Annotated in this window: 31 protein-coding genes; 16 read left to right on the forward strand and 15 right to left on the reverse strand. The window is 65.4% G+C overall.

What is annotated here, in order from left to right; all coding sequences use genetic code 11:
- Positions 1 to 120: 120 nt before the first annotated feature.
- Positions 121 to 1,239: a site-2 protease family protein gene (locus VGV41_RS15195; protein WP_326864710.1), complete on the reverse strand. Its 1,119-nt coding sequence runs from the start codon at positions 1,237 to 1,239 to the stop codon at positions 121 to 123.
- Between the two features lie 23 nt (positions 1,240 to 1,262).
- Here VGV41_RS15195 and VGV41_RS15200 point away from each other — a divergent pair, with 23 nt between their 5' ends.
- Genes VGV41_RS15200 through VGV41_RS15210 form a run of 3 tightly spaced genes read left to right on the forward strand, consistent with a single transcriptional unit; the run spans position 1,263 to position 2,648 of the window.
- Positions 1,263 to 1,622 (forward strand): 4a-hydroxytetrahydrobiopterin dehydratase, encoded by a 360-nt coding sequence (locus VGV41_RS15200; RefSeq protein WP_326864711.1) that lies wholly within the window; start codon positions 1,263 to 1,265, stop codon positions 1,620 to 1,622.
- A 39-nt stretch (positions 1,623 to 1,661) separates the two neighbouring features.
- The gene (locus VGV41_RS15205; RefSeq protein WP_326864773.1) at positions 1,662 to 2,036 is read left to right on the forward strand and encodes a YkvA family protein; all 375 of its coding nucleotides are present in this window, start codon (positions 1,662 to 1,664) and stop codon (positions 2,034 to 2,036) included.
- Positions 2,037 to 2,051: 15 nt separating this feature from the next.
- Positions 2,052 to 2,648, forward strand: coding sequence for a class I SAM-dependent methyltransferase (locus tag VGV41_RS15210; RefSeq protein ID WP_326864712.1), 597 nt, complete (start codon positions 2,052 to 2,054; stop codon positions 2,646 to 2,648).
- A gap of 89 nt (positions 2,649 to 2,737) precedes the next feature.
- On the opposite strand, the gene VGV41_RS15215 is transcribed toward VGV41_RS15210, so the two are convergent.
- On the reverse strand, positions 2,738 to 3,712 hold the full coding sequence (locus VGV41_RS15215; protein ID WP_326864713.1) for an NADPH:quinone oxidoreductase family protein: 975 nt from the start codon (positions 3,710 to 3,712) through the stop codon (positions 2,738 to 2,740).
- A 227-nt stretch (positions 3,713 to 3,939) separates the two neighbouring features.
- Here VGV41_RS15215 and VGV41_RS15220 point away from each other — a divergent pair, with 227 nt between their 5' ends.
- The 5 genes from VGV41_RS15220 (at position 3,940) to VGV41_RS15240 (ending at position 8,244) form a co-directional block, all read left to right on the forward strand.
- On the forward strand, positions 3,940 to 4,476 hold the full coding sequence (locus VGV41_RS15220; RefSeq protein ID WP_326864714.1) for an invasion associated locus B family protein: 537 nt from the start codon (positions 3,940 to 3,942) through the stop codon (positions 4,474 to 4,476).
- 79 nt (positions 4,477 to 4,555) lie between these two features.
- Positions 4,556 to 5,773 (forward strand): 23S rRNA (adenine(2503)-C(2))-methyltransferase RlmN, encoded by a 1,218-nt coding sequence (gene rlmN / locus VGV41_RS15225; RefSeq protein WP_414705127.1) that lies wholly within the window; start codon positions 4,556 to 4,558, stop codon positions 5,771 to 5,773.
- A 149-nt stretch (positions 5,774 to 5,922) separates the two neighbouring features.
- Positions 5,923 to 6,387: a hypothetical protein gene (locus tag VGV41_RS15230; protein ID WP_326864715.1), complete on the forward strand. Its 465-nt coding sequence runs from the start codon at positions 5,923 to 5,925 to the stop codon at positions 6,385 to 6,387.
- 68 nt (positions 6,388 to 6,455) lie between these two features.
- A complete protein-coding gene (locus VGV41_RS15235) occupies positions 6,456 to 7,199 on the forward strand; it encodes a phosphatase PAP2 family protein (RefSeq protein ID WP_326864716.1) in 744 nt (247 codons plus the stop codon).
- Positions 7,200 to 7,275: 76 nt separating this feature from the next.
- The gene (locus VGV41_RS15240; RefSeq protein ID WP_326864717.1) at positions 7,276 to 8,244 is read left to right on the forward strand and encodes a tripartite tricarboxylate transporter substrate binding protein; all 969 of its coding nucleotides are present in this window, start codon (positions 7,276 to 7,278) and stop codon (positions 8,242 to 8,244) included.
- On the opposite strand, the gene VGV41_RS15245 is transcribed toward VGV41_RS15240, so the two are convergent.
- Complete coding sequence (locus VGV41_RS15245; RefSeq protein WP_326864718.1) at positions 8,241 to 9,059, reverse strand: lytic murein transglycosylase; 819 nt, start codon at positions 9,057 to 9,059, stop codon at positions 8,241 to 8,243. The two genes, VGV41_RS15240 and VGV41_RS15245, sit on opposite strands and share 4 nt — an antisense overlap.
- A gap of 91 nt (positions 9,060 to 9,150) precedes the next feature.
- Here VGV41_RS15245 and VGV41_RS15250 point away from each other — a divergent pair, with 91 nt between their 5' ends.
- The 3 genes from VGV41_RS15250 to VGV41_RS15260 all read left to right on the forward strand — a co-directional run bounded on the left by VGV41_RS15250 (position 9,151) and on the right by VGV41_RS15260 (position 11,311).
- The gene (locus tag VGV41_RS15250) at positions 9,151 to 9,471 is read left to right on the forward strand and encodes a hypothetical protein (RefSeq protein WP_326864719.1); all 321 of its coding nucleotides are present in this window, start codon (positions 9,151 to 9,153) and stop codon (positions 9,469 to 9,471) included.
- A gap of 161 nt (positions 9,472 to 9,632) precedes the next feature.
- Complete coding sequence (locus tag VGV41_RS15255; RefSeq protein WP_326864720.1) at positions 9,633 to 10,874, forward strand: argininosuccinate synthase; 1,242 nt, start codon at positions 9,633 to 9,635, stop codon at positions 10,872 to 10,874.
- A gap of 14 nt (positions 10,875 to 10,888) precedes the next feature.
- Positions 10,889 to 11,311, forward strand: a complete 423-nt coding sequence (locus VGV41_RS15260; protein ID WP_326864722.1) for a hypothetical protein — start codon at positions 10,889 to 10,891, stop codon at positions 11,309 to 11,311.
- On the opposite strand, the gene VGV41_RS15265 is transcribed toward VGV41_RS15260, so the two are convergent.
- The 7 genes from VGV41_RS15265 to sdhC form a co-directional block, all read right to left on the reverse strand.
- Complete coding sequence (locus VGV41_RS15265; RefSeq protein WP_326864723.1) at positions 11,312 to 12,418, reverse strand: M48 family metallopeptidase; 1,107 nt, start codon at positions 12,416 to 12,418, stop codon at positions 11,312 to 11,314.
- Between the two features lie 192 nt (positions 12,419 to 12,610).
- Positions 12,611 to 12,778, reverse strand: a complete 168-nt coding sequence (locus tag VGV41_RS15270) for a pyridoxamine 5'-phosphate oxidase family protein (RefSeq protein ID WP_326864724.1) — start codon at positions 12,776 to 12,778, stop codon at positions 12,611 to 12,613.
- Positions 12,779 to 12,820: 42 nt separating this feature from the next.
- Positions 12,821 to 13,306 carry a pyridoxamine 5'-phosphate oxidase family protein gene (locus VGV41_RS15275; protein WP_326864725.1) on the reverse strand — a complete coding sequence of 162 codons (486 nt, stop codon included), beginning with the start codon at positions 13,304 to 13,306 and terminating at the stop codon, positions 12,821 to 12,823.
- Between the two features lie 138 nt (positions 13,307 to 13,444).
- Positions 13,445 to 14,230: a succinate dehydrogenase iron-sulfur subunit gene (locus VGV41_RS15280; protein WP_326864726.1), complete on the reverse strand. Its 786-nt coding sequence runs from the start codon at positions 14,228 to 14,230 to the stop codon at positions 13,445 to 13,447.
- A gap of 18 nt (positions 14,231 to 14,248) precedes the next feature.
- Positions 14,249 to 16,087, reverse strand: a complete 1,839-nt coding sequence (gene sdhA / locus VGV41_RS15285; RefSeq protein ID WP_326864727.1) for a succinate dehydrogenase flavoprotein subunit — start codon at positions 16,085 to 16,087, stop codon at positions 14,249 to 14,251.
- Between the two features lie 4 nt (positions 16,088 to 16,091).
- Complete coding sequence (sdhD, locus tag VGV41_RS15290) at positions 16,092 to 16,490, reverse strand: succinate dehydrogenase, hydrophobic membrane anchor protein (protein ID WP_326864728.1); 399 nt, start codon at positions 16,488 to 16,490, stop codon at positions 16,092 to 16,094.
- Complete coding sequence (sdhC, locus tag VGV41_RS15295; RefSeq protein WP_326864729.1) at positions 16,487 to 16,915, reverse strand: succinate dehydrogenase, cytochrome b556 subunit; 429 nt, start codon at positions 16,913 to 16,915, stop codon at positions 16,487 to 16,489. The genes sdhD and sdhC overlap by 4 nt, the downstream gene beginning before the upstream one ends.
- 226 nt (positions 16,916 to 17,141) lie before the next feature.
- On the opposite strand from sdhC, the gene VGV41_RS15300 reads away from it, so the two are divergent.
- Complete coding sequence (locus tag VGV41_RS15300; RefSeq protein ID WP_326864730.1) at positions 17,142 to 18,029, forward strand: LysR family transcriptional regulator; 888 nt, start codon at positions 17,142 to 17,144, stop codon at positions 18,027 to 18,029.
- Here VGV41_RS15300 and VGV41_RS15305 read toward each other — a convergent pair whose 3' ends face one another.
- Positions 18,030 to 19,085 (reverse strand): MaoC family dehydratase, encoded by a 1,056-nt coding sequence (locus VGV41_RS15305; protein WP_414705123.1) that lies wholly within the window; start codon positions 19,083 to 19,085, stop codon positions 18,030 to 18,032.
- Positions 19,086 to 19,238: 153 nt separating this feature from the next.
- Between VGV41_RS15305 and VGV41_RS15310 the strand changes: the two genes are divergently transcribed.
- The 3 genes from VGV41_RS15310 to VGV41_RS15320 all read left to right on the forward strand — a co-directional run bounded on the left by VGV41_RS15310 (position 19,239) and on the right by VGV41_RS15320 (position 20,966).
- On the forward strand, positions 19,239 to 19,469 hold the full coding sequence (locus tag VGV41_RS15310; RefSeq protein WP_326864732.1) for a pentapeptide MXKDX repeat protein: 231 nt from the start codon (positions 19,239 to 19,241) through the stop codon (positions 19,467 to 19,469).
- A gap of 87 nt (positions 19,470 to 19,556) precedes the next feature.
- The gene (locus VGV41_RS15315; protein WP_326864734.1) at positions 19,557 to 20,180 is read left to right on the forward strand and encodes a cytochrome b/b6 domain-containing protein; all 624 of its coding nucleotides are present in this window, start codon (positions 19,557 to 19,559) and stop codon (positions 20,178 to 20,180) included.
- Positions 20,181 to 20,189: 9 nt separating this feature from the next.
- Entirely contained in the window at positions 20,190 to 20,966 is a 777-nt protein-coding gene (locus tag VGV41_RS15320) for a molybdopterin-dependent oxidoreductase (protein WP_326864735.1), read from the forward strand.
- 13 nt (positions 20,967 to 20,979) lie between these two features.
- Here VGV41_RS15320 and VGV41_RS15325 read toward each other — a convergent pair whose 3' ends face one another.
- Positions 20,980 to 22,248 carry an NAD(P)/FAD-dependent oxidoreductase gene (locus VGV41_RS15325; protein ID WP_326864736.1) on the reverse strand — a complete coding sequence of 423 codons (1,269 nt, stop codon included), beginning with the start codon at positions 22,246 to 22,248 and terminating at the stop codon, positions 20,980 to 20,982.
- 158 nt (positions 22,249 to 22,406) lie between these two features.
- Between VGV41_RS15325 and leuB the strand changes: the two genes are divergently transcribed.
- A complete protein-coding gene (gene leuB, locus VGV41_RS15330; protein WP_326864738.1) occupies positions 22,407 to 23,516 on the forward strand; it encodes a 3-isopropylmalate dehydrogenase in 1,110 nt (369 codons plus the stop codon).
- Between the two features lie 189 nt (positions 23,517 to 23,705).
- Here the strand turns inward: leuB and VGV41_RS15335 are convergent, their stop codons facing one another.
- The 3 genes from VGV41_RS15335 to VGV41_RS15345 form a co-directional block, all read right to left on the reverse strand.
- Complete coding sequence (locus tag VGV41_RS15335) at positions 23,706 to 24,065, reverse strand: hypothetical protein (protein ID WP_326864739.1); 360 nt, start codon at positions 24,063 to 24,065, stop codon at positions 23,706 to 23,708.
- Positions 24,066 to 24,232: 167 nt separating this feature from the next.
- On the reverse strand, positions 24,233 to 24,517 hold the full coding sequence (locus VGV41_RS15340) for a cytochrome c (RefSeq protein ID WP_326864740.1): 285 nt from the start codon (positions 24,515 to 24,517) through the stop codon (positions 24,233 to 24,235).
- A gap of 11 nt (positions 24,518 to 24,528) precedes the next feature.
- A complete protein-coding gene (locus VGV41_RS15345; RefSeq protein ID WP_326864741.1) occupies positions 24,529 to 25,743 on the reverse strand; it encodes a molybdopterin-dependent oxidoreductase in 1,215 nt (404 codons plus the stop codon).
- Positions 25,744 to 25,747 lie beyond the last annotated feature (4 nt).

Consider the following 25,747-nt stretch of genomic DNA (forward strand, 5'->3'; position numbering starts at 1 on the left):
CGGGCCCCTTCGGGAGGCCCGCGACGCATGCGCTATTGCGGCGCAATATAGTCACGACAGGCCGATTGGCAACCGCTCAATTGACCCGTTTCGCGCGCAGTTAATGCACTTTTCGGCACCTCAAGCCCCCGCCGGGCGGCCCCAGGGACCGACTTTCGCGTTTTTCGGCAGGGCCGCCTGCAGCATCACCATTTCGGCGATGGTTTCGCCGGTGACGAGTCCGATCAGCGTGCCCGCGGCGTTGGTGACGCCGACAGCCGGCGCCTGCTTCTGCTGCAACAGCTTGAAGGCCTGCTCCAGCGTGGCGCGATGGCTGACGACCGGCAGTTCGGCGCCCATCGCGTCGGACACGCTGGCGTCCGGTCCGAGCGTCTTGATGACGCGGATGAGGTCGCCGCGGCCGAACACGCCGATCGGCTTGCCGGCCGCATCGACCACCGGGAATTCACCTTGCGCCGTGTGCAGCAGGGTCTGCACCGCCTCGTCGATGTGCTCGTGCGGCTGCAGGGTGGCAAACTGCGTCATCATCGCGCTCGTCACCGGCACGCCCCGCGACACCGCGCGCAAGGCGACCATGTGCGCTTCCGATGATGCGGCCAGATAGACGAAAATGGCGATGAAGATGAGGATTGGATTGTACATCAGGCCGACGAAGCCCAGCGCGAAGGCCACGAACTGGCCGATCGAGGCGGCAATCTCGGTGGCGCGCACGTAACCGAACCTGCTCGCCAGCAGCGCTCGGAGCACGCGGCCCCCATCCATCGGGAAGGCCGGGATCATGTTGAACACGGCGAGAAACAGGTTGACCGCGGCGAGGCGATTGACCAGCGGAATGGCCACGTTGTCGACGGCGCTCGCCGCACTCGGCTGCAGGGCGGCGCCGAACCCCACGACCAGCACCACGGTGATGGCGACGTTCACCAAAGGCCCGGCGATGGCGATGAGGAATTCCTCCCACGGCTGTTCCGGGATGCGCTCGAGCTGCGCCACGCCGCCAATAGGCAGCAGCGTCACATAGGGCGTCTGCACGCCGAAGGCGCGGGCGGTGAAGATGTGACCGAACTCGTGCAGCAGCACACACAGGAACAGCAGCACCATGAACAGGAGCCCGTCCCAGGCCGCCGCGCTGCCGGCCGAAGCGTATTCCGCCGCGAAAATCCAGGCGAGAAACAGGAGGAAGGTCAGGTGGATGCGGACGACCGTGCCCGCCACTTTGCCGATATTCAACGACCAGGACATGACTGCCTCGTATGGCCGGCGCTATGCCGACAAAGGTAATATCACGCCGAACCCAATGCGAGGGCCGCGCGTTGCGCGGTAGGAGGTGCGGCATGGTGCAAAAACTCAACCCCGACGAACGCAAATCGGCCTTGACCAAGCTCAAGGGCTGGACCGAAGTCGGCGGCCGCGACGCCATCACGCGGACGTTCACGTTTCGCGATTTCAATGAGGCTTTCGGGTTCATGACCCGCGCCGCGCTGATCGCGGAGAAGATGGACCACCATCCGGAGTGGTCGAACGTCTACAAGACCGTCGCGGTGATCCTGTCGACGCACGATGCCGGCGGCGTCACCGAGCGCGACATCAAGCTCGCCGCGGCGATGGACAAGCTCGCCACCTGACCGCTTGCGGCGGGTGCGGCGGACAACCACATGACAGGCATGGCCTTTGCACGCGCAGCCTTCTGGCGGCACGACAAGAGTGAGTCCGACGACGAAGCCTTGCGCCGCAAGTTCTGGCGCAAGCTGCGTGGCGTCGTCGCGCGCATTCCCTTCGCCGAGGACCTGCTCGCGGCCTATTACTGCGCTTTCGACCGCGCCACGCCGCTACACGTGAAGGCGACTCTGGTCGGCGCCATCGCCTATTTCGTGCTGCCGGTCGACGCCATTCCCGACGTGCTGCCGGTGATCGGCTTCACCGACGACGCGGCGGTTTTGGCCGCGGCGCTGCGGTTAATGGCGAGCCACGTCACGCCCGAGCACCGCACCGTCGCGCGCGAAAAGCTCACCGCCATGCTGGACTCCGCGCGCGGCTGAGCTAAGACGGCGAGCATGGACCGCCCCACCGTCGAGGCCTACGACAAGGGCGCCCGCGCCTATGCCGACGACTGGCATGCGCAGCCGACGCCCACCGACCTGCACGATCTGATCCGCCGCTTCTTCCATCGCGCCAGCACGGCCGATATTGGCTGCGGCAGCGGCCGCGAAGTGGCTTGGCTCAACGCGCACGGCTGTCCGGCGATCGGCTACGATGCATCGCCGGGCCTGCTCGCGGAGGCGCGCCGGCGTTATCCGGAGTTGCAGTTCGCAGCGGCCGCACTGCCGCAGCTCGATGGTGTGGCGCGTGACGCGTTCGACAACGTGCTGTGCGAAACGGTGATCATGCATCTGCCGCCGGATGAGATCGCGGCGGCGGTGCGCGCGTTGGTGTCGCTGTTGAAACCGAACGGCGTGCTCTATCTGAGCTGGCGCGTCACGCGCGACGCCGGTCAACGCGACAACAGTGGCCGGCTCTACGCGGCATTCGACTCCGCGCACGTGCGCGACGCATTGCAAGGCATGACGATGTTGCTCGACGAGGAAGTCGTCAGTGCATCGTCGGGGAAGGTCATCCACCGCCTGGTGGCACGGCGCCCCGCCTCATCCTGAGGAGCATCGCGCAGCGATGCGTCTCGAAGGATAGGGACGCCTCATGCCTCGAGACGGCCGCTTCGCGGCCTCCTCAGCATGAGGCTATTTCAAACCCGCAGAATCACCTTGCCCATCACCTTGCGCGCGGCGATCGTCTTGAGCGCCGCCGCGGCCTCGGCCAGCGGGTAGACGGCGTGCACATGCGTCGACAGCTTGCCCGCGGCCGCCCAGGCGAGGAGCTCTTCCGAATTCTCGCGGTAGCGGTCGAGATTGAGCTCGGCCCAGGCGCCCCAGGTGACGCCGCGGATGTCGCAGTTCTTCAGCAGCACCAGATTGAGCGGCATCTTCGGGATGTCGCCGGCGGCGAAGCCGACGACGAGGAAGCGGCCTCCCCACGCCAGCCCGCGCAGCGCGGCTTCGGAATAGGCGCCGCCGACGGGATCATAGATCACGTCAACGCCGCGCCCGTCGGTGAGCTTGCGCAGCGTTTCCTTCAAATCCTCGCGGCTGTAATCGATGCCGGCATCCGCGCCGTGCTTCTTGGCGAACGCGAGCTTCTCGGCCGACGACACACAAGCGACCACGCGCGCGCCCATCAGCTTGCCGAGCTCGACCGCCGCGAGCCCGACGCCACCCGACGCGCCCAGCACGGCCAGGGTCTCGCCCGCCTTGAGATCGCCGCGGTCCTTCAGCGCGTGATACGACGTGCCGTAGGTCACGCACAGACCGGCCGCATGGTCGTCGTCGAGCCCGTCCGGGACGCGGGTGACACGCGCCTCCGGCACCGCGATGCGCTCGCGCGCCGCGCCGTGGCGGCAGTAGGCCACCACCCGGTCGCCGACCGACAGCCGCGTGACGCCGGCGCCGACACTCTCGACCACGCCGGCGCATTCGGCACCCGGCGAAAAGGGAAACGCCGGCTTGACCTGATATTTCCCGGCGATGATCAAAGTATCGAAGAAGTTGAGGCCCACGGCGTGGATGCGGACCACCACCTCGCCCTCGCCGGCAACGGGATCCGGCAGGTCCGCGATCACGAGATCGTCGGGCGTACCATAATGGGTGCAGAGCAGGGCTTTCATGGCTAAAATCGTCTGTGGATGGTATGTGGGGCGGAGCCGGTTTCTATCACGTCGCACTCAGCATGCGAGCCGGTCGATGTTAACTTTGCCCGCGTGCTCTCGCGAGCAGCGACCCTTGGTCGCCTTCACAATGCCGATATTCGCCCATAATGGGGCTGGTATCCACGCGAACCTCGAATGGGCGGTCGATCGGATCGACTCAAATTAACCGGTAGGGCCCGACGGACATGGCTTCTTTGACTCGCAGTACCTTTGTCCTGCTGGCGGCCGTTCTTTGCGCCGCTCCCGCCCTCGCGCAGCCGAAGAAAAACCCGGCGGAGCAGGCGGTGCTGCTCGGCCAGTTCGGCGACTGGGGCGCCTACAAGGCCTCGCCAGGCGGCAAGAAGGTGTGCTTCGCCCTGTCGAAGCCGACCTCGGCGGTCACCGAGCCAGCCAACAAGAAGCGTGACCCCTCCTACGCCTTCGTCTCGACACGGCCGGCGGAGAAGGTGAAGAACGAAATTTCGGTCATCGTCGGCTATCCGCAGAAGGCGGGCCACGACGCCGCCGCGACCATCGGCCCCGCCAATTATGTCCTGTACACGCAAAACGACGGCGCCTGGGTCAAGAACGCCGCCGAAGAGCCGAAAATGGTCGAGACCATGCGCAAGGGCCACGAGCTGGTCATCAAGAGCGAATCGACCTCCGGCACCAAGACCACCGACACCTATTCGCTGAAGGGCATTTCCGAGGCCCTCGACAAGGTGGCGGAGGAGTGCAAGTAGGGCACGCGCGCCCTATATTGTCGTCGGCGCGCTTTTTGCGCGAGCAGGACGACTTGAGTTGACCGATACGACCATCGATATCGCACCGGCGGCGGCGGCCTTCCTCGAGAAGGCGCCCCTCGAGCGCTACGTCGCGCCGCAGAAGCCGTCGCTTGTCGGCATGACGCGCGCGGAACTTTCCGACGCGCTCGGTCGCGTCGGCGTGGCCGAGGGCCAGCGCAAGATGCGCGTGCAGCAACTCTGGCACTGGATCTATTTCCGCGGCTTCACCTCGTTCGAGGCGATGACCAGCGTCTCGAAGGGCCTGCGCGCGCTGCTCGCCGAGCATTATACGCTCGACCGACCCGAGGTCGTTGCCGAGCAGGTGTCGGTCGACGGCACGCGCAAATGGCTGATGCGGCTGCCCGGCGATCCCGACAGCAAACTGCCGCACGAGATCGAGACCGTCTACATCCCCGACACCGAGCGCGGCACTCTGTGCGTATCGAGCCAGGTCGGCTGCACGCTCAACTGCTCGTTCTGCCACACAGGCACGCAGCGGCTCGTGCGAAACCTCACCGCCGGCGAGATTGTCGGCCAGGTGTTGGCCGCGCGTGATCGGCTGGGAGACTGGCCGGGCGGCACGCGCCCGACCGACGGCGTCGTGCCCACGGGCGACCGCTGCGTCACCAACATCGTCATGATGGGCATGGGCGAGCCGCTGTATAATTTCGAGGCGGTGCGTGACGCGCTGCTCATCGTGTCCGACGGCGACGGCATCGGCATCTCCAAGCGGCGCATCACATTGTCGACCTCCGGCGTGGTCCCGATGATCGAGCGCGCGGGCGCGGAGATCGGCTGCATGCTGGCGATCTCGCTGCACGCGGTACGCGACGAGCTGCGCAACGAGCTGGTGCCGCTCAACCGCAAATATCCGATCAAGGAGCTGTTGCAGGCCTGCCGCAATTATCCCGGCGCGTCGAACGCCAAGCGCATCACCTTCGAATACGTGATGCTCAAGGGCGTCAACGACTCGATCGAGGAGGCCAAGGCGCTGGTGCGGTTGCTCAAGGGCATCCCGGCCAAGATCAATCTCATCCCGTTCAATCCATGGCCGGGCTCGCATTACGAATGCTCCGACTGGGAGCAGATCGAGAAGTTCTCGCAAGTCGTGTTCGACGCCGGTTACGCATCGCCGGTGCGCACGCCGCGCGGGCGCGACATCCTCGCCGCCTGCGGTCAGCTCAAGAGTGCGTCGGAGAAACTGTCGGTGCGCGAGCGCATGGCGCTGCGCGCGATGGCGATGACGGACGAATGAGCCTCGTGCCCCGGACACGGCGCAACACAAGTATAGCGCAGTGCTGCGCCGCAGATCCGGGGAGCCGCTTTCCTTCTCTAAATCGGGCTCCCGGGTCGGCAGCACATCACTACGTGAGGCGCTGCGCCCGGGACACGCTGAGATAAGACATGTCCCTCCTCGGCCGCATCCTGGTCATCATCTTCGCGCTGATCGTATCGAGCGTCGCCGTCGGGATGGCAATCGCCATCGGCCTGCTCGGCCCGCAGTGGCACGCCTTCGGCGGCGACCTCGGCGATCGCGTTGCCTTCTGGGGCGTCGCCTTGGTCGGCAGCACCTTCACCGGCGCCATCGGGCTGTTGCCCGTCGTGATCCTCATTGTGCTCGCGGAGACATTCCGCATCCGCTCGTTGCTCATCAATGCCGTCGCCGGCGCAGCGCTGCTCGTTGCCGGCTATTACGGCAGCGGACTGGCGCGCCCGGGCTACGAGGAATCGATCGACCGTCCACCGCCGCCGATTCCGCGTCAGGCCGAGATCGCCGCCGCGGCCGGCGCCGTTGGCGGACTCGTCTACTGGCTGATCGCGGGCCGCAATGCCGGCCGCTGGCGCGAGCGCGGTGGCCCGAGCGCATAACCTCTTTCGCAGCCGCCTTCCCATTTCCCCGGCGCTCGGCTAGATGGCCCCGGATTGGGGACCCAGCGATGAACCGTACCGGACTGATCGTCGTCCTGCTGATCGGCGCCGCCGCCGGGCTGGTGTTCGGGCTTTTCCCCTCGCTCGACCTCGCCGTCGAACACGTCTTCTATGTCGTGCGCAGCGGCGACTACATGTTCGGCTGGCGCCTGTCGCCGACCTTGATGCTGGTGCATAACATCGCACTGAACGCGGGCTTCGTGCTCATCGCGCCGGCGGTGATCGCGCTCGTGCTCAAGCTCATCATGCCGCGACGCAAGCTGTTGATGTCGGGCCGCGCCATCGTCTTCCTCATCGCCACCATGGTACTGGCGCCCGGCCTCATGGTGAATGTGGCGCTGAAAGACCATTGGGGGCGACCGCGGCCGATCGACGTGACGCAGTTCGGCGGCGACCAACATTTCGTCGCCTGGTGGGATCCACGCGGCGATTGCCCGGGCAATTGCTCGTTCGTCTCCGGCGACGTCGCCACCACCGCGTGGACGCTGGCGCCCGCGGCGCTGTTGCCGCCGCAGTGGCGCGCGCTCGGCTACGGCGCCGCGCTGGCGCTGACGGTGTTCATGGCGATCATCCGGATGATGGCCGGCGGCCATTTCCCGTCGGATACGATTTTCGCCGGCGTGTTCACCTTCCTGATCATCTGGCTCGCTTACGCGCTGATCTACCGCTGGCGCACGCGCCTCGACGACAAGACGATCGAGACCGCGCTCGAGCGCGTGTCGATTTTCCGCTGGTTCGGCCCCTCGCGCTGACGTGAGCGAGGCCGATTGACCGTCGCCCGGCAGCGTCTAGACTCCTCCGAAACAGAAAAGCATACGGAGGATTCGCATGATCGGGCGCATTTTGGCCGCAGCGCTGTCGGCTACTCTGCTGCTGGCTGTCCACGCTGGGCCGGCCCAAGCCTATCCGGATCGCCCGATCTCGATGATCGTGCCCTTCGCGCCGGGCGGCCCGACCGACATCATCGCCCGCATCGTTGCCGATTCACTCAGCCGTTCGCTCAAGCAGCCGGTGGTCATCGAGAACAAGCCCGGCGCCGCCGGCAACATCGGCATGGGATTGGCCGCGCGCGCCAAGCCGGATGGTTACACGCTGCTGCTGACCTCGACGGCGATCGCGGTCAATCCGGCAATCTACAAGAGCCTGCCTTACGATTCGATCAAGGACTTCGCGCCGATTTCCGAGCTGGTCGACTCGCCGAACGTGCTCGTAGTGAAGCCGGACAGCGGCATGAAGACCGTCACCGATCTGGTGGCCCGTGCGAAGGCGGCGCCCGGCACGTTCAATTATTCGTCTCCCGGCATCGGCACAAAATCAAATCTTACGGGTGAGGAGCTGAAGGTGCGCGCCGGCATCGCAATGACGCACGTCCCCTACCGCGGCGCCGGCCCGGCCGCGATCGCCGTGCTCGACGGCACCGTGCAGGTCGGCTCGGTGGCGCTACCCGCCGCAGAAGGGATGATCAAATCCGGCCAGCTCACGGCGCTCGCCGTCACTGGCCAGCAGCGCTGGCCCGACTTACCCAACGTGCCGACGATGATCGAGTCCGGTTATCCGGGCTTCGTCTCGGTGACGTTCTCCGCGCTGTTTGCGCCGGCGGGCACGCCGCAGGAGATAATCGACCTGGTGGCGAAGGAGAGCCGCGCCGCGCTGGCGACAGCCAAGGCGCACGAGCAAGCGCACAATCTCGGCTTCACCATCGTTGCCGGAACGCCGGGCGAACTGGCGGCGCGGCTGAAGGCGGAAATCCCCGCCGTAAAGGCGCTGGTCGCGCGCGCCGGACTGAAATTGCACTAGCGCGCGCCGGCGCCGCGCCGCTCTTCCAGCCGCTCGCCGAACAGCGCGATCGTGCGTGCATAGACGTCGGCCTTGTTCCAGGTCTTGATGACGTCGAAGTTCGGCTGACCCGGCTGCCAGCCGGCGCCGTGCTGCCAACCGTGACCTTTGAGATAATTGGCGGTAGAGGCGAGCGCATCGGCGGCGCTGTGCGCCAGATCGATGCGGCCATTGCCGTCGAAGTCGACGCCGTATTTCAGGAGCGACGATGGCAGGAATTGCGTCTGGCCGATCTCGCCGGCCCAGTCGCCCTGCAATTGCGCCGGCGAGAGCATGCCGCGGTCGACGATCTGGATGCCGGCCAGCAGCTCTTCCTGAAATTTCTGGCTGCGACGGCAGTCATAGGCGAGCGTCGCCACCGAGCGCAGCACCGAGAAGTGGCCCTGGTTGACGCCGAAGTCGGTCTCCATTGCCCAGATCGCCACCAGCACACCCGGCGGCACGCCATAGCGCTGCTCGATGCGGCCGAAGGTCGACGCCATCGAATGCAGATACCGCTCACCGCGAACCATGCGGTCGCGGCTGATCATGCGGCCGGAGAACTGCTCGAAGCTCTGGCGGAAGACGCCCTGGTGACGGTCGCGCGCGATGACGCTGCGGTCGAGGGTCAGGCTGTCGAGCGCGGCCAGCCCGCGCGCGCCAATGCCTTGCGCAGCCGCCTCGCGGTGCACGGCCGCGATGAAGGCCGGGAAGCCGCCGGGCGGCTCGCACTGCGCGGCCAGCGCGGGCGCGGCGAAGGCGGCCCACAAGGCCGCGGCGAGCATGATTTTACGCATGAGACCCCTTCGCGAATGATCCCCGCATGGACGGCCGCCGCCGTTCTGCGCGATGCTGCCCCTCAAGCCGATTCTAGCGCGAGAGGTTCCCATGGCCGAGAGCCCCGATAAGGTCAGGCGCGTCCTGCACATGAAGCTCAGGGCCGTAGGCGACCCGCAGCAGATGCTGGCGTTGTTACAGGGCGCGACACCCTTCTACCGCGCTTTCGGCACGTCGCAGGTGCGGATTCTCAAGAACGTCGACGATCCCGCTCAGTTTCTGGTTGAATTCGTCTACGAAGCCGACGCCGGCCTCGAGCTCAACCGGCAGAAGGTTGCGTCCGACCCTATGTTGCGCAGCTTCCTGACCGGCTGGAAGCAGATGCTCGCCGGGAGCGCGGATATGGACGTCTACGAGGACGTGTCGGGCTAGCTAGGCGCGTCGCCAGCGACAAGCCCTCGCCCGCCAGGGGGAGGGTAAACGCGAGCGAATACGCGCCCATGGGCGGCCCTTGACCTGCCGCGCCGCCTAAAGTTCAACAGCCCGCAGAACACCCCACCCCGGGCGCACCGCCCGCGTCAGAAAGAGTCCCGATGCCCGGCGACCAGAAGTCCATCAAGAAGGTCGTGCTCGCCTACTCCGGCGGCCTCGATACCTCGATCATCCTCAAGTGGCTGCAGACCACCTATGGCGCCGAGGTGGTCACCTTCACGGCCGATCTCGGCCAGGGCGAGGAGCTCGGGCCCGCCCGTGAAAAAGCGCTGCGTGCCGGCATCAAGCCGGAAAACATCTTCATCGAGGATCTGCGCGAGGAGTTCGTGCGCGACTTCGTCAACCCGATGTTTCGCGCCAACACCGTGTACGAGGGCCAGTACCTGCTCGGCACCTCGATCGCGCGACCACTGATCGCGCAGAAGCAGATCGAGATCGCCCGCAAGGTCGGCGCCGATGCCGTCTGTCATGGGGCCACCGGTAAGGGCAACGACCAGGTGCGCTTCGAGCTTTCCTATTACGCGCTCGAGCCGGGTATCAAGATCATCGCGCCGTGGCGCGAGTGGACGTTCAAGGGCCGCGAAGAGTTGCTGAAGTTCGCGCGCGACCACCAGATCACCATCACCAAGGACAAGGAAGGCGAGGCGCCGTTCTCGGTCGACGCCAACCTGCTGCATTCCTCGTCGGAAGGAAAGGTACTGGAGGATCCGGCGAAGGAAGCACCGGGGATCGTCTATCAGCGCACCATCTCGCCGATGGACGCGCCGGACAAGGCGACCGAGATCAGCATCGGCTTCAGCAAGGGCGATGCGGTCAGCCTCAACGGTGAGGCGATGTCGCCGGCGACTTTGCTCGCGGCGCTCAACAAGCTCGGCCACGACAACGGCATCGGCCGCATCGACCTCGTCGAGAACCGCTTCGTCGGCATGAAGTCGCGCGGCGTCTATGAGACGCCCGGCGGCACCATTCTCCTCGCGGCGCACCGCGCCATCGAATCGATCACGCTCGACCGCGGCGCGGGCCATCTCAAGGACGAGTTGATGCCGCGCTACGCCGAGTTGATCTACAACGGCTTCTGGTTCTCGCCGGAGCGCGAGATGCTGCAGGCGGCGATCGACAAGTCGCAGGAGATGGTCGAGGGCGAGGTCAAGCTCAAGCTGTACAAGGGCAATGTCATCGTCACCGGCCGCGCGAGCCCGGCCTCGCTCTACTCGTCGACGCTGGTCACCTTCGAGGACGACAAGGGCGCCTACGACCAGAAGGACGCGGCCGGCTTCATCAAGCTGAATGCCTTGCGGCTCCGCACTTTGGGGCAACGGAAGAGCACGCTCAAGCGCGGCTGATCGGGGGAAGTGAAATGGGACGGACCGGACTCGGTGTGCTGGCGCTCGCGGCAATTTCGCTCGGCGCCTGCTCGAGCTTTGACTTCACCAAACCGCCGCCGCCGGTCGCTCCCAACATTTTCCCGTCGGACTACAGAAACGAGATCCTGCAGACCCTGTCGGTGAAGCTGACCGACCCGACCAACGTGCGCGATGCGGGCATCAGCGATCCGGTGCTGCAGCAGGTCAGCGAGCAGGACCAGCGTTATGCCGTCTGCGTGCGCTTCAACGCGCGCGACATCAACCGCCAATACACCGGCGACCAGGAGCGGATCGCCTATTTCTACGGCGGGCATCTCAATCAGCTCGTGCCGGCGGCGAACGGCCAGTGCAAAGGCGCGATCTACAAGCCGTGGCCGGAGCTGGAGAAGAACTGCCAGGCGAAGAAGTGCGGCTGATCAGTAGGTGCTCGGCGGCGGTGACGCGGCCGTCGCGAACGGCTTGAGCTCCGGCACCAGCGGTAGATTCTTCGCGCGCTTCTCCGCGATCTCCGCCGCGACCGCACGCATTTGCAGGAAGCGCACCGGCGCCAGAGGATGCGTCTTGGCGAACCGCAAGCTGTTCGGGTCCACCTGCTGACCCAACGTCCACCACAGCTCTTCCGTGCCATTGAGGTCGTAGCCGGCGCGCGCGGCGTAATAGGCGCCGACGTAGTCGGCCTCGCGCTCGAACTGAACGCTGTAGGCGCGCGCCCCGCTTCGCGCGAACTCGCGCGAGAAGAAGCCGCCTGTCGGGATGCCACCGACCATGACGCCGGCATCGACGGCGAGACCGCTGGCAAAGCCGATGAGCATGTTCGTGCGCTGCTTGTCGAGATGACCCAGATTGGTGTGCGCCATCTCATGGCCGATCACCGTCGCGAGTTGCGCGTCGGTCTTGGCGATCGCGACGATGCCGGACTCGATGATGATCCCTTTGTCGCCGGACGATGCGTTTACGTCGGCGGTGACGGCGTAATTGATCGGAACCGAGCACGCCATCACCGGCGTCACCGTCACGGTCTGGTCGACGCCGTCCCGCCGCAGATCGACGCGCACCGGCTTGACGCCGTTCGCCCTCAACCAGCCGCCTATCCAGCCGGCGGTTCGCTTGACCGGTATGAGCTCGCCGTCGAGCGCGATGATCTCGTCGTGATCGCGGATGCCCGCCTGCGCCGCCGGCGAGTTGTCCGCTACCGAGATGACCGTCGGCCGCGCCCAGGTCAGATTGAGCGCTTCAGCGGCAAAGGAGCGGAAATGTTGCGGCAGGCTTTGCGGCGTCACCGCGTAGAGGCCGATCTGCGCTGATATCTGTTTCTTGCAGAATGCGACATTGGCAACGCGCAGCTGAAACGCGACGTTGTCGACGCGGTGGAGGCCCGTATAGTAGCTGCGCATCTGCGAAATCTGCTCGCGCCGCTGTTCGGCCGCGACCACCTTGGCATCGAGAGCGGGCAGGCGCGACACCGGTGTGCAGCCGGCACATGCGAGCACGAGCAACAGGACGGCGGCACGCAGACGCAACACAAGCCCCTCCCCACCGGGCGGAGCTTGCGTCATCGCAACGACCGGAAGCAAGCGGAAGTTGTAACTATGCCTCCGCAGCAACCACGCCGGTTAGTGCGCCCACCCGCGCGAACCCCGCTTAAGTCATTGAAACTTTTTCATTCTTGCCGACATTCGGGCGGCCGCCAGTCGCCGCGGCGACGGTCATGCTGATCATACTCTCAGCCTTGCCGCGGCCGTCCCAGTACTCGGCCCGTCCGGCGTGACGGTCAGTAGCCGGATGTTTGGGTCGTCGCTCGCGTCCCACCACGCCTTTGCGGCGACGGAAAACAATTCCTTGATGCGCTCGCGGTCGTTGCTGATCGCACCGCGGCCGGACACGGCAACATTATTGTTTGATCTCGTCGTCAGCGTGCCAGCACGTCACGACATGTCGACGGTCGCCTTGCGGTTCTGCCCGAGATCTGGCTCTTCGCCAGTCGCACGCGCCCTGGCGAATTCGTAGCGGGCCACCTCGCGGCTCGCCGGCCCGTCCCACAATTCGGCGAGCGACGGCTCGAGCCTTAACACCCGAACGTGCCGATCCTCGGGTCCGCCCGGCCACCACACGTCGTCGGTCTTCTTCCAGAATTTCGCCGCCAGCAGCGGATCGCGCAGCACTTCGGCGCGCGCGGCGAGCGACAGGTAGGCCTTGTCGTGCGCGTTGGTCAGGGTAAAGCAGACGTCAGGCGCGGCCTCGATCTCGTCGTCCTTCAGGCCGCGCACGTCGACGATGAAATAGATGACGCCGTGGTCGCGATCGAGCCGCGCTTCGAGCGGGCGCGCGCGCAGGCCGCCGGCAAAGCACGTCGTCAGCATGCCGACGCCGCTCTCTTCAAGCAAATTCCAGATGCGGGCTTCGCGGTCCACGTAGCGGTAACGTACGCCTGAGCGGAGGGTTCCGATGGCCCCCTCATTGCGCGGCTCGAAGGTCGAGCGCTTCGCTGAGCAAATCGCTGTGCCCTCTCCCCGGGGGGAGACGGCACTCCGACTTTCGCCGATGACGCGCTATAGCTGCCGGTCGACCATGTCCTTTTTCAATTCGGCAATCGCCTTCGCCGGATTGAGGCCCTTCGGACAGGCCTTGGAGCAGTTCATGATGGTGTGGCAGCGATAGAGGCGGAACGGATCCTCAAGATTGTCGAGCCGGTCGCCGGTGGCCTCGTCGCGCGAGTCCTTGACCCAGCGGTTCGCCTGCAACAGCGCGGCGGGCCCGAGATAGCGGTCGGAATTCCACCAGTAGCTCGGGCACGCGGTCGAGCAGCACGCGCAGAGGATGCACTCGTACAGGCCGTCGAGCTTGGCGCGATCCTCGTGGCTCTGCTTCCACTCCTTCTCCGGCGTCGGCGTCACCGTGTGCAGCCACGGCTCGATCGAGGCGTACTGGGCGTAGAAGTTCTTCAGGTCGGGGACGAGATCCTTCACCACCGGCTGGTGCGGCAGGGGATAGAGCTTCACCGGCGCCTTGTTGTCGTCGATCGCCTTGGTGCAGGCGAGCGTGTTGGTGCCGTCAATGTTCATGGCGCAGGAGCCACAGACGCCTTCGCGGCAGGAGCGGCGGAAGGTCAGCGTCGGATCGATGTTGTTCTTGATCCAGATGAGCGCGTCGAGGACCATCGGCCCGCAGTCGTGACGGTCGACGTAATAGGTGTCGACGTGCGGGTTCTCGGAGTCTTCCGGATTCCAGCGATAGATGCGGAATTCGGTTTCCTCTCCCGCCCGCGCACTCGGCCCGTGCGGCCAAGTCTTGCCTTCGACGACCTTGGAATTTCTCGGCAGCGTGAATTCGACCATGTTCGATGACCTTCCGCGTCAGTAAACGCGCGCTTTCGGTTCGATATAGGAAACGTCGTTGGTGAGCGTGTAGGCGTGCACCGGACGATACTCGATCTTCACCTTGCCGGAGTGATCGAGCCACGACAGCGTGTGCTTCATCCAGTTGACGTCGTCGCGATCGGGGAAGTCCTCGCGCGCATGCGCGCCGCGGCTCTCGGTGCGGTTCTTCGCCGAGGTCATGGTGACCGTCGCCTGGGCAACCAGATTGTCAAGCTCAAGCGTCTCGATCAGGTCGGAATTCCAGATCAGCGAGCGGTCGCTGACGCCGACGTCGACCATGCCGTTGTAGACCTCCTGGATCAGCTTCTCGCCCTCCTCCAGCACCTCGCCGGTGCGGAAGACAGCGCAGTTGTTCTGCATCACGCGCTGCATGTTGAGCCGCAGCTTCGCCGTCGGCGTGCCGCCGGAGGCGAAGCGGAACTTGTCGAGGCGCGACAGCGCGAGATCGGCCGAGTCCTTCGGCAACTCTGGCTGCTTGTCGTTCGGCGTGAGGATTTCGGCGCAACGCTGAGCGGCGGCTCGGCCGAACACGACCAGGTCGATGAGTGAGTTGGAGCCGAGGCGGTTGGCGCCGTGGACCGACACGCAGGCCGCCTCGCCCAGCGCCATCAGGCCCGGGATGACGACGTCGTCGTTGCCGTTCGTCTTGGTCAGCGCCTCGCCATGATAATTCGTGGCGATGCCGCCCATGTTGTAGTGCACCGTCGGCAGCACCGGGATCGGCTCGCGCGTCACGTCGACGCCGGCGAAGATGCGCGCCGTCTCGCTGATGCCCGGCAGCCGCTCGTGCAGCACCTTGGGGTCGAGATGGTCGAGGTGCAGGAAGAGGTGGTCCTTCTCCTTGCCGACGCCGCGGCCCTCGCGAATCTCGATGGTCATCGCGCGCGAAACGACGTCGCGCGAGGCGAGGTCCTTGGCCGACGGCGCGTAACGCTCCATGAAGCGCTCGCCTTCGGAATTGACGAGATAGCCGCCCTCGCCGCGCGAACCCTCGGTGATCAGGCAGCCGGCCGGATAGATGCCGGTCGGATGGAACTGCACGAACTCCATGTCCTGCAGCGGCAGGCCGGCACGCAGCACCATGGCGTTGCCGTCGCCGGTGCAGATGTGCGCCGAGGTGCACGAGAAGTAGGCGCGGCCGTAGCCGCCGGTCGCCAGCATCGTCATGTTGGCGCGGAAGCGGTGGATCGAGCCGTCGTCGAGATTGAGCGCAATGACGCCGCGGCAGCGGCCGTCGTCGTCCATGATCAGATCGATGGCGAAGTACTCGACGTAGAATTCGGCCGAGTGGCGCAGCGCTTGGCCGTACATCGTGTGCAGCATCGCATGGCCCGTGCGGTCGGCGGCGGCGCAGGTACGCTGCGCGGTGCCCTTGCCGAAGTGCGTGGTCATGCCGCCGAACGGGCGCTGATAGATCTTGCCGTCTTCCTCGCGGCGCGAGAACGGCAGGCCCCAGTGCTCGAGCTCGTACACCGCGGCCGGCGCGTTGCGGCAGAGATATTCGATCGCGTCCTGATCGCCGAGCCAGTCGGCGCCCTTGACGGTGTCGTACATGTGCCAGCGCCAGTCGTCCTCGCCCATGTTGCCGAGCGAGGCGGCGATGCCGCCCTGCGCTGCCACTGTGTGCGAACGCGTCGGAAACACCTTGGTGATGCAGGCGGTACGCAGGCCCGCCTCCGAGCAGCCGACCACGGCGCGCAGTCCGGAGCCGCCGGCGCCGACCACCACCACGTCGTAGCTGTGATCCTCGATCGGATAGGCCCTGCCGCCGACCCCCGGCCCGCCATTGGCCTTGCCGTTTCCATTCACCGCCATGACGTCAGACTCCGAACGAAAGCTTGAGGATGGCGAAGGCGGCGGCGAAACCGACCGCGAACACGAAACACGTGTTTCCCAACAGCGCCAGAATTTTCAATTTGTCGTCGTGCACGTAGTCGAGCAGGATTTCCTGCATGCCGATCCACATGTGGTAGAGCATGTTCACGATGAACAGCAGCATCACCACCGCAACGAGCGGCGAGCCGAGGATCTGCACCACGGCGGCGTGCGTGCGGCCGACGAGCGAGATCACGATGACGAGGAAGGCGATGGTCAGCAGCACGCCGGCCGCCGACGTGACCCGCTGATGCCAGAACGTCGTGGTGCCGGAATGGGCGGGGCCGAGCCCGCGCACGCGGCGCGCAGGCGTGCGCATCTCGTTCGGACGCTGGCCGATCATCGCGGGCCTCCCATGGCGAGATAGCCGATCACCCAGACGATGATCGTCAGAGCGATCGAGCCGATCAGGCTGGCGAGCACGAGCATCTCGCGCTCCGCCGGCTCGAAGCCGTAGATGAGATCCCAGATGAGGTGGCGGATGCCGCCGAGCATGTGGTGCAGCAGCGCCCAGGTGAAGCCGAACAGGACGATCTGGCCGACGATATTGCCCACCGCCCATTCGAATGTGGCGTACGCGTTCGGGCCGCTGGCCGCGGCGAGCAGCCACCAAGCGACGAGGGCCATGCCGAAATAGAGCGCGGCGCCGGTGATGCGATGGACGATGGACATCATCATCGACAGCATCGGGCGATAGATCTGCAGGTGCGGCGAGATCGGGCGCGCTCGGCGCGCTCCCGTGGTGGTGCTCGCCTCAAGCTCGGCCATATGTCGGTCTCCCACACTCCGCACCACCGGAACCCTGTCGGTGGTCGCGGGCGGTTGGTAGCCAAAGCGAGCGCCCGCCGCAACGCACGCGGCGGTTGGGGCGGATGCCTACTTCAAGCCACATTTGCTCTTACTTCTTCAAATACGAAAGTAAGGCTGCTAAACTGCGTGTTCAATGCGCGGTTGCTGAAGCCAGCCTTCGCGGAATAAGAAGGAAGCGCTCCCAGTGCGTTTCGATTTTACCGACCTCAATCTGTTCCGGCACATCGTCGAGGCGGGCAGCATCACCCATGGCGCCGAGCGCTCGAATCTCGCGCTGGCGGCCGCCTCGACCCGCATCCGCAAGATGGAGCTCAGCTTCGGCACCGAATTGCTGGTGCGCGGCCGCGCCGGCGTCACACCGACGCAGGCCGGACGCACTTTGTTGCAGCACGCGCGCGGAATTCTGGCACAGAGCGAGAAGCTGCAGGAGGATCTCTCGCCCTACGCGCGCGGCCTCGCCGGGCAGGTGCGCGTGCTGTCCAACACGAATGCGCTCACCGAATTCCTCCCCGAGACGCTGAGCTCGTTCCTGACCAGCTATCCCGACATCAGCGTCGATCTCGAGGAGCGGCTGTCGGACGAAATCGTCGGCCTGATCGCCGAGGGCACCGGCGATATCGGCATCGTTGCCGGCACGGTCGACATCGGCGGCCTCGACACCTTCCCCTATCGCAGCGACCGCTTCGTGCTGGTGGTGCCGCGCGGCCATCCGCTTGCCGGCCGCGACCGCATCGGCTTCGCCGAGGTGCTCGATTACGACATGGTCGGGCTCGACCGCGCCAGCGCCATCCAGCGCTTCCTGGCGGAGAAGGCGACCCGTGCCGGACGCGCACTACGCCTCAGGGTGCAGTTGCGTTCGTTCGACGCCATCTGCCGGCTGGTCGAGTGCAACGTCGGCGTCGGCATCGTACCGGAGACGACGGTGAAACGCGCCGCGCGCACGATGGCCATCGCCGCGGTGCGGCTGACCGATCCTTGGGCGCTGCGCGAATTGCACATTTGCGTGCGCGACATCAGTGCACTGCCGCCTTACGCGCGGCAGCTGGTCGATCATTTAAGAGCGAATGTTTAGCTACGACCTGGGCAGCAGCACCCAGTAATCGAGATCGAGGATCACCGCCGGATCGTAGTCATCGCCGTTTTTCAATGGAAAATCGGCGCAGGGGCGGTCCTTGGTGGCGATCGTGCGCAGGCGCAGCGCGCCGACATCGTCGCGGCCGGGCAGCGCCGCCGTTTCCAAAACCTCCGACCAGGCAAACACGGTCAGCCCGGCAAACAGCGGCGCCACGTGCCGGCCGCCGTTGATCGCCGCGATATGGAAGGCGTTGCCGAGTCCGTTAAAGGACAGCGCCCGCGCCAGCGAGATGGCGTGGCCGCCATAGACCAGCCGCTTGCCGAAGCGGTCTTTCGTCTGCGCGAACAAATTGAAGTGTACCCGCGCCGTGTTCTGGTAGAGCCGCGTAGCGATCTGGTGCTCGGCCTCCTCGACCGCCATGCCATCGACGTGGTCAATCTTCTCGCCGGCAGCGTAATCGCCGAAGCGGTGTGGACTGCCGGAGAGCGCGGCATCGTAAGCCCCCCTATCGATACGCGGACAGGCGAGCCCGAGCGCGCTCGCCGGCACCGCCTTCGGCAGCTCCGGAATCTGCTCCGCCGGCGCTGCCGCCGTCTCGTCGCGCTTGCGCACCATCACCCAGCGCACGTAGTCGAGCACCGGCTCGCCCGTCTCGTCGAAGCCGCGCGAGCGCACATAGACGATGCCGGTCTTGCGGTTGGAGTTTTCTTTCAGCCCGATGACCTCGGAGACCGCGTTCAAGGTCGCGCCGGGATAGACCGGTTTCAAGAAACGGAAATCGGCGTAGCCGAGATTGGCAACGGCGTTGAGCGATATATCCGGCACCGTCTTGCCGAAGACGACGTGGAAGACGAGCAGGTCATCGAGCGGCGCGCGCGCGTAGCCGATGCGGCGGGCGAACTCGTCCGACGATTGCACCGCGAAACGCGGCGCGAACAGGCCATTGTAGAGGGCCACGTCGCCCGTCGTGACGGTACGGGGCGTCGCGTGGCGAATGGTTTCGCCAAGCCGGAAATCCTCGAAAAACCGGCCTGAATTCGTTTTCGCACTCACGATCTGCCTCTCCCTGCGGGGCGCACCGGCCGCGCCATTCTCACCAATCCGTGAGCCGAACGCTATCCATCCACAAGGGGAACTGATGAGGATGTGTGTGCGGTGCGTGTTAGCGAATCCCTCGTCACGTCACACTCTCCTGGAGGGAAAACCATGAAGACCCGCATCCTGCTCGCCGCCGTCCTGTCGACCGCCATCGCCGGCGTCAGCCTCGCCCCGGCCGCTTATGCCGACGACATGAAAAAGGACAACATGTCCCACGACACCATGTCGAAGGACAGCATGAAGAATGATTCGATGAAGAAGGACAGCATGTCCAAGGACTCGATGTCCAAGGAGAGCATGTCGAAGGATTCGATGTCCAAAGACAACATGAAGAAGTGATCGACGCCGGCGACCGGGCCTGCATCCGCGGGCCCGGCCGCTCCGTATAATACTGCAGGCCCGCCAGCAGCCCCGGAGGGGAAGACCATGACCGCGGAAACAATGCACGCCGACTACGCCGCGAGCACCAAGACGATTCATCCGGTCTGGGTCCGCGTCTGCCACTGGATCAACGCGCTGGCGATCCTGGTGATGATCGGCTCCGGCTGGCAGGTCTACGACGCGTCGCCGCTGTTCGGCTTCACGTTCCCGCGCGCCATCACCATCGGCGACTGGCTCGGCGGGGCGCTGCTCTGGCACTTCGCCGCGATGTGGATTCTCGTGATCAACGGCCTCGTCTACGTGACGCTCGGCATCGTCACCGGCCGCTTCCGCCGCAAGTTGTTTCCGGTCGGCCCGCGCGCCGTCATTGCCGATATCAAGGCGGCGCTGACCTTCAAGCTCAGCCACGACGACCTGTCGCACTACAACGCCGTGCAGAAGGTGCTCTATCTCGGCATCATCCTGACCGGCGTGGTCATCGTCGCCTCCGGCCTGTCGATCTGGAAGCCGGTGCAGTTCCAGGAATTGACCGCGTTCTTCGGCGGTTACGACACCGCCCGCTATGTCCACTTCGCCGCGATGACGGCGATCGTCACCTTCCTCGTGGTGCATGTGAGCTTGGCGCTGATCGTGCCGAAGAGCCTCCGTGCCATGATCACCGGAAAGTAGGAGCGCGCCATGGCCCGTTTCCGCAAAACCATCCCTGGCGTCGATGCCAAAGCGCTGATCAACGACGCCGGCAAGCTCATGCCCGATCCGGCGCGGCGCTCGTTCCTGCGCGGCGTCGCCAGCCTCGGCGCGCTGACCATGCTGACCGGCTGCGACATCGTGAACGAGGACAGCGCCGAGGACGCGCTGCGCTATGTGTCGCGCTTCAACGACCGGGTGCAGGCCTTCCTGTTCAATCCGAACAAATTGGCGCCGACCTACACGGAAGCGGACATCACGCGGCCGTTCCCGTTCAACGCCTATTACGATCTCGACGAGGCGCCGGTGGTCGATCCGGCGACGTACAAGCTCGAAATCTCCGGCCTTGCCGACAACAAGAAGCCATGGACGCTCAGCGAGCTGCACGCGCTGCCAGAAGTGTCGCAGATCACGCGCCACGTCTGCGTCGAGGGCTGGAGCGCCATCGGCTCGTGGCAGGGCGCGGTATTGTCTGACTTCCTCAAGCGCATCGGCGCCGACACGCGCGCGCAGTACGTGCACTTCAAATGCGCCGAGGGCTACACCGAGACCATCGACATGCCGACCGCGCTGCACCCGCAGACGCAGATGTCGTTCAAGTTCGACAACAAGATCCTGCCGCGCGCCTACGGCTTTCCGATGAAGATCCGCATTCCGACCAAGCTTGGCTTCAAGCAGCCGAAATACGTCGTGGCGATGGAAGTGACCAACGTGAACCGCGGTGGCTACTGGTCGAACCAGGGCTACAACTGGTTCTCGGGGCTGTAGGCGGCGTAGCGGCTCAGCCTGTCTTGCGCGGCGGCTCGGTTTCGGTGATCAGCCGCGCTCCGCGCTGGAACGTCAGATAGTCCCAGAACCAGTTGAAAGCGACGAGGAAGCGGTAGCGCAGGCCAATCAGAAAATAAATGTGCGCAACGCTCCAGAACACCCAGCCGATAAAGCCTTTCAGGTGCAGGCGGCCGAAGCTCACCACTGCGGCGCGTCGGCCGATGGTGGCGAGATCGCCGAGATGGCGATAGCGAAACGGCCTGTCGTCGGCCTGGCCGGCGATGCGTGCCGCGATACGCTGGCCGACATATTTGCCCATCTGCTTGGCGGCGGGTGCGATGCCGGGCACCGGACGGCCATCGCCGTAGAATACGGCCGCCGTGTCACCGATGACGAAGATCTCCGGACGGCCCGGCAGTGACAGGTCGGATTCAACCTTCACTCGTCCGGCCCGATCAGCCGCGGCGCCGAGCCATTGCGCCGTCGCCGAGGCGACGACCCCCGCGGCCCAAATGACGGTATCGGCCTCGATCCGGCCGGCGCTGGTATCGACGCCGCCTTTGTCACAACTGGTGACCATCGTGCCCGTGCGGACATCGACGCCCGCATTGGCGAGGGTCGTGCGAACGTAATCGGACAGATCGGGCGGAAAGGCAGGCAGCAGGCGCGGCCCGGCCTCGAGCAGAACGATGCGGGCGGCACGTGGATCGATGCGGCGAAAATCGGCCGCCAGCGTCTGCCGCGCGATGTCGGCGATGGCGCCCGCAAGTTCGACGCCCGTGGCACCGCCCCCGACAATGACGAACGTGAGCAGACGGCCCTGCTCGACGATATCCGCGGTCGCTTCTGCGCGCTCGAAAGCGATGAGGATGCTGCGGCGGATGCGGGTTGCGTCCTCGATGCGCTTGAGACCCGGCGCCACCGCAGCCCATTCGTCGTGGCCGAAATAGGAATGGGTCGCTCCTGTGGCGAGGACGAGATAATCGTAAGCGATCTCGCCCATGGTCGTGCGCACGCGGCGGTGCTCGGCATCGACGCCGACGACCTCTTCCATCAGCACCGTGGCATTCGTCTGGTCGCGCAGAATATGGCGGATCGGCCAAGCGACGTCGGCCGGCGACAACGCCGCGGTGGCAACCTGATAGAGCAGCGGCTGGAAACAGTGGTGGTTGTGGCGATCGATGACCGTCACATCGGCTGCGGCGCGGCGCAGCGCCTTGGCGGCTTCCAGCCCGCCAAAACCCGTGCCCACGATGACGACTTTCGGGGCGCTCGCAGCCATCTCGCACCTACCCATTCGACGCCGGTCCGACCCCATTTATCTCGGTACGACCGGGGCAGTTGCCAAGCCGTGGGTGAGGCTTTAGCAATCGCGGCCTTGTTCGGTCCCGTGGCAGGAGCAGCCCGCCGTGGCCGAGGAAACGTCTCGCGAGGCCCCAAATGGCGAACTACAACCTTCTGCTTCTTCCCGGCGACGGCATCGGCCCCGAAGTGATGGCCGAGGTGAAGCGCCTCATTGCGTTCTTCAATCGGAAGGGCCCGCACAAATTCTCCTTCGACGAGGGCCTCGTCGGCGGCTGCTGCTACGACGCGCACGGCGTGGCGGTCACCGACGAGACGGTCGCCAAGGCCAAGGCGGCAGATGCCGTGCTGCTCGGCGCGGTCGGCGGTCCGAAATGGACGAATGTGCCGTACGACGCGCGGCCTGAAGCCGGCCTGCTGCGCCTGCGCAAGGACCTCGCGCTCTACGCCAACCTGCGTCCGGCGGTGACCTATCCGGCGCTGGCCGACGCCTCCTCGCTCAAGCGCGAGCTGGTCGAAGGCCTCGACATCATGATCCTGCGCGAGCTCACCGGCGGCGTCTATTTCGGCGAACCGAAGACGATCACCGATCTCGGCAACGGCCAGAAGCGCGCCGTCGACACGCAGGTTTACGACACCTACGAGATCGAGCGCATCTCGCGCGTCGCCTTCGAGCTGGCGCGCAAGCGCCGCAACAAGGTCACCTCCATGGAAAAGAACAACGTCATGAAGACGGGCGTTCTCTGGAAAGAGGTGGTCACGCAAGTGCACGACCGCGAGTTCAAGGACGTGCAGCTCGAGCATCACCTCGCCGACTCGGGCGGCATGCAGCTCGTGCGCAATCCGAAACAGTTCGACGTCATCGTCACCGACAATCTGTTCGGCGACATCCTCTCCGACATCGCAGCGATGCTCACGGGCTCGCTCGGCATGCTCGCCTCCGCCTCGCTCGGCGAGGTCGATCCCAAGACGAAGAAGCGCAAGGCGCTGTACGAGCCGGTGCACGGTTCGGCGCCTGACATCGCCGGCAAGGGCCTCGCCAACCCGATCGCCATGATCGCATCGTTCGGCATGGCGCTGCGTTATTCGTTCGACATGGGGGCCGAGGCCGACATGATCGACAAGGCGATCGCCGGCGCCCTCGACAAGGGCTTCCGCACCGGCGACATCGCCGCGCCGGGGATGAAGACGGTCGGCACCACCGCGATGGGCGACGCCATCCTCGCCGAGCTCGAGGGGCAGAAATAAGAGCGCTTGTCCCGGGCGCAGCGCAGCGCGCCAGCGGTGCGCTGCCGACCCGGGACCATCACGAACTCGGGCGATTGTACGGCCCCGGATCTGCGGCGCATCACTTGGTGCTGCGCCGCGTCCGGGACACGCCAATAAAAAACGCGGCCCCGAGGGCCGCGTTTTGCGTATCTGGAATGCGCCGATCGATCAGTATTGCAGCCAGGGATTATTCTTGAAAGGCAGCGTGAACGGGCCCGGCAGCGCCGTCTGGTTGGCGCCGCCCGCCGTGTTGTCAAGGATGCTGGTGGCGCGCTGACCCGGCAGCTGGGCGTAGTCGTGGTCGCCGCGCTCGCCGGGGAAGGTCTCGGTACCGGGATCGAGGTAGGAGCGCTTCTGGATGATGATCCGCGTGCGCTTGCGGCCGTTTTCGTCGCGGCTGACATAAACCGTGCTGTCGTGGCGGTAGACGACGCGCACCTTTTTCTTCGGTGCGGCGCCCGCCGGGGCCGCCAGCAGGCCCAAGGCCCCGATGAAGGCGATCACTGTGGCGGCGGCTTTCAGACGCATGGATGTCCTCGACGGGAGAATCGTGTTGCCTCGTGTCGAACCCACTGTACCCGGCTTCGGTTCAGGGTAACAGAGCCCGATCACAGGCAATTGTCTTTGCGATTTCTCAACGAAAAAGGCCCCGCCGCGAACGGCGAGGCCTCCGGCGTCCACCCGGCAGAAAGGGGTCAGGAGCCGTAGTTTTTGCTGAGGTACTCGACGATGGCATTCGCGTCGGCGTCGTCGATAGGGGCGCCATACGCCTTGATCATCTTGGTCACCTCCGCCGTCCAGCCCGCCTTGTTGAGGTAAACCGAGTTCATCGGGATGTATGCGAGGGTATGGCAGGCGGCGCAGTTGCCCTCCACCTTGTCCAGTCCCGCCCCCGGCTTGAGCTTGATCGCCTGCTCATCGGCGAAGGCCGTGCCGGCGAGGAGCGCGACAGAGGCGACAGCGAGCATGATGGTCCGCATGGGTTCTCTCCTCAGGCGCTGAGCGTGATGCTTTGCATCACGTTGTTGTGGTAGCCGGCGCCATTGAACAGGAGCTTGGACACCTGCGTCTGGCCGATCGTGTTGGTGGCGGTGACCATCACCGTGGTCTTGCCGCGCTTCGCCTGCACGTCGAAGCTCCACGGCCGGAACGCGAACTTGCCGAGATCCTGGCCGAGTTTCGCCGACGTCCACGTCTTGCCGCCGTCGGTCGACACTTCGACCTTGCCGATGCCGTAGCCGCCGTCCCATGCCAGCCCCGATACCGCGACCTTGCCCGCTTTCACCTTGGCGCCGTCGCGATGGCTGGTGATCAGCGAATTGACGACGATCTCGGTGATTGGCGTCGACGTCGCATCCTCCTGCGTGATGAAGCGGTCGCGCACGGGGAATTCGCCGACCGGGATGCGATAGGCCGGCTTCATCCAGAAGCCGCCCTGCGGCGTCGTGCGCACGTCGATATGGATGAGATGTTTCATCCAGTAGGTGCCGGTCCAGCCGGGCACCACGAGCCGCGCCGGGAAACCGTTGAAATGCGGCAGGGGTTGCCCGTTCATCTCGTAGGCAATGATCGTCGAGTCATCCATCGCGCGCCATAGCGGCACGCTCTTGATGAAGTCCGGGGTCTTGTCGATGACCGGCCCGTCGGCGCCGTTGAACGCGACTTCGATCGTCTCCTTCTTCACGCCGGCCTTGGCGAGCACGTCCTTAAGTTTGACGCCCTTCCACTTGGCGCAGCCCATGGCGCCGTAGCCCCATTCGACGCCGGGGACATGCGGGATCGACAGGCCGCGGCGGTTGCCGGAGCACTGGTTGACCGCGGCGATCTCGACCGCCGGCATCTTCTTGAGGTCATCTAGTGTCAACTCGAAGGAATTGCTGGCGCCATCGCCATCGACCTTGATCTTGTAGGTCTCGACCTTGACCTCCGGGATATCGGCCAGGTGATAGCGCACGAAGAACTTGTCGTTCGGCGTGATCGGCGTCTGGAAGTACTCGAGCGGCGCCTCATAGTTCGGCGGTCGATCGGCGAGTTGGATGAGCGGCTGCTTGCCGGGCAGTTTGCCCATGACCGCGTAGCTGGCGATGCCGTTCGGCACGCCCGGCGTAAGCATAGTGGCGGCGCTCTGCGCGCGGGCCAGCGATGGCAACAGGGCAGCCGCTCCGGCCGCGCCTGCCGATTGCAGCAGGTGGCGTCGTGAGATCATGTTT

Origin of the sequence: Pseudolabrys sp., assembly GCF_035943735.1 — a bacterium.
GTDB lineage: Bacteria > Pseudomonadota > Alphaproteobacteria > Rhizobiales > Xanthobacteraceae > Pseudolabrys.

Bases quoted from the DNA above. Each gene is read 5' to 3' on its own strand.
- VGV41_RS15260 (WP_326864722.1), top strand. From the start codon at position 10,889: ATGGGACGGACCGGACTCGGTGTGCTGGCGCTCGCGGCAATTTCGCTC.
- VGV41_RS15245 (WP_326864718.1), bottom strand. From the start codon at position 9,059: ATGCGTAAAATCATGCTCGCCGCGGCCTTGTGGGCCGCCTTCGCCGCG.
- VGV41_RS15195 (WP_326864710.1), bottom strand. From the start codon at position 1,239: ATGTCCTGGTCGTTGAATATCGGCAAAGTGGCGGGCACGGTCGTCCGC.
- VGV41_RS15315 (WP_326864734.1), top strand. From the start codon at position 19,557: ATGACCGCGGAAACAATGCACGCCGACTACGCCGCGAGCACCAAGACG.
- VGV41_RS15280 (WP_326864726.1), bottom strand. From the start codon at position 14,230: ATGGTCGAATTCACGCTGCCGAGAAATTCCAAGGTCGTCGAAGGCAAG.
- VGV41_RS15235 (WP_326864716.1), top strand. From the start codon at position 6,456: ATGAACCGTACCGGACTGATCGTCGTCCTGCTGATCGGCGCCGCCGCC.
- sdhA (WP_326864727.1), bottom strand. From the start codon at position 16,087: ATGGCGGTGAATGGAAACGGCAAGGCCAATGGCGGGCCGGGGGTCGGC.
- VGV41_RS15340 (WP_326864740.1), bottom strand. From the start codon at position 24,517: ATGCGGACCATCATGCTCGCTGTCGCCTCTGTCGCGCTCCTCGCCGGC.
- VGV41_RS15200 (WP_326864711.1), top strand. From the start codon at position 1,263: ATGCCGACAAAGGTAATATCACGCCGAACCCAATGCGAGGGCCGCGCG.
- VGV41_RS15230 (WP_326864715.1), top strand. From the start codon at position 5,923: ATGTCCCTCCTCGGCCGCATCCTGGTCATCATCTTCGCGCTGATCGTA.
- VGV41_RS15205 (WP_326864773.1), top strand. From the start codon at position 1,662: ATGGCCTTTGCACGCGCAGCCTTCTGGCGGCACGACAAGAGTGAGTCC.
- VGV41_RS15240 (WP_326864717.1), top strand. From the start codon at position 7,276: ATGATCGGGCGCATTTTGGCCGCAGCGCTGTCGGCTACTCTGCTGCTG.
- VGV41_RS15320 (WP_326864735.1), top strand. From the start codon at position 20,190: ATGGCCCGTTTCCGCAAAACCATCCCTGGCGTCGATGCCAAAGCGCTG.
- VGV41_RS15250 (WP_326864719.1), top strand. From the start codon at position 9,151: ATGGCCGAGAGCCCCGATAAGGTCAGGCGCGTCCTGCACATGAAGCTC.
- VGV41_RS15325 (WP_326864736.1), bottom strand. From the start codon at position 22,248: ATGGCTGCGAGCGCCCCGAAAGTCGTCATCGTGGGCACGGGTTTTGGC.
- VGV41_RS15335 (WP_326864739.1), bottom strand. From the start codon at position 24,065: ATGCGTCTGAAAGCCGCCGCCACAGTGATCGCCTTCATCGGGGCCTTG.
- VGV41_RS15215 (WP_326864713.1), bottom strand. From the start codon at position 3,712: ATGAAAGCCCTGCTCTGCACCCATTATGGTACGCCCGACGATCTCGTG.
- VGV41_RS15210 (WP_326864712.1), top strand. From the start codon at position 2,052: ATGGACCGCCCCACCGTCGAGGCCTACGACAAGGGCGCCCGCGCCTAT.
- VGV41_RS15220 (WP_326864714.1), top strand. From the start codon at position 3,940: ATGGCTTCTTTGACTCGCAGTACCTTTGTCCTGCTGGCGGCCGTTCTT.
- leuB (WP_326864738.1), top strand. From the start codon at position 22,407: ATGGCGAACTACAACCTTCTGCTTCTTCCCGGCGACGGCATCGGCCCC.
- VGV41_RS15255 (WP_326864720.1), top strand. From the start codon at position 9,633: ATGCCCGGCGACCAGAAGTCCATCAAGAAGGTCGTGCTCGCCTACTCC.
- sdhC (WP_326864729.1), bottom strand. From the start codon at position 16,915: ATGGCCGAGCTTGAGGCGAGCACCACCACGGGAGCGCGCCGAGCGCGC.
- VGV41_RS15310 (WP_326864732.1), top strand. From the start codon at position 19,239: ATGAAGACCCGCATCCTGCTCGCCGCCGTCCTGTCGACCGCCATCGCC.
- sdhD (WP_326864728.1), bottom strand. From the start codon at position 16,490: ATGATCGGCCAGCGTCCGAACGAGATGCGCACGCCTGCGCGCCGCGTG.
- VGV41_RS15345 (WP_326864741.1), bottom strand. From the start codon at position 25,743: ATGATCTCACGACGCCACCTGCTGCAATCGGCAGGCGCGGCCGGAGCG.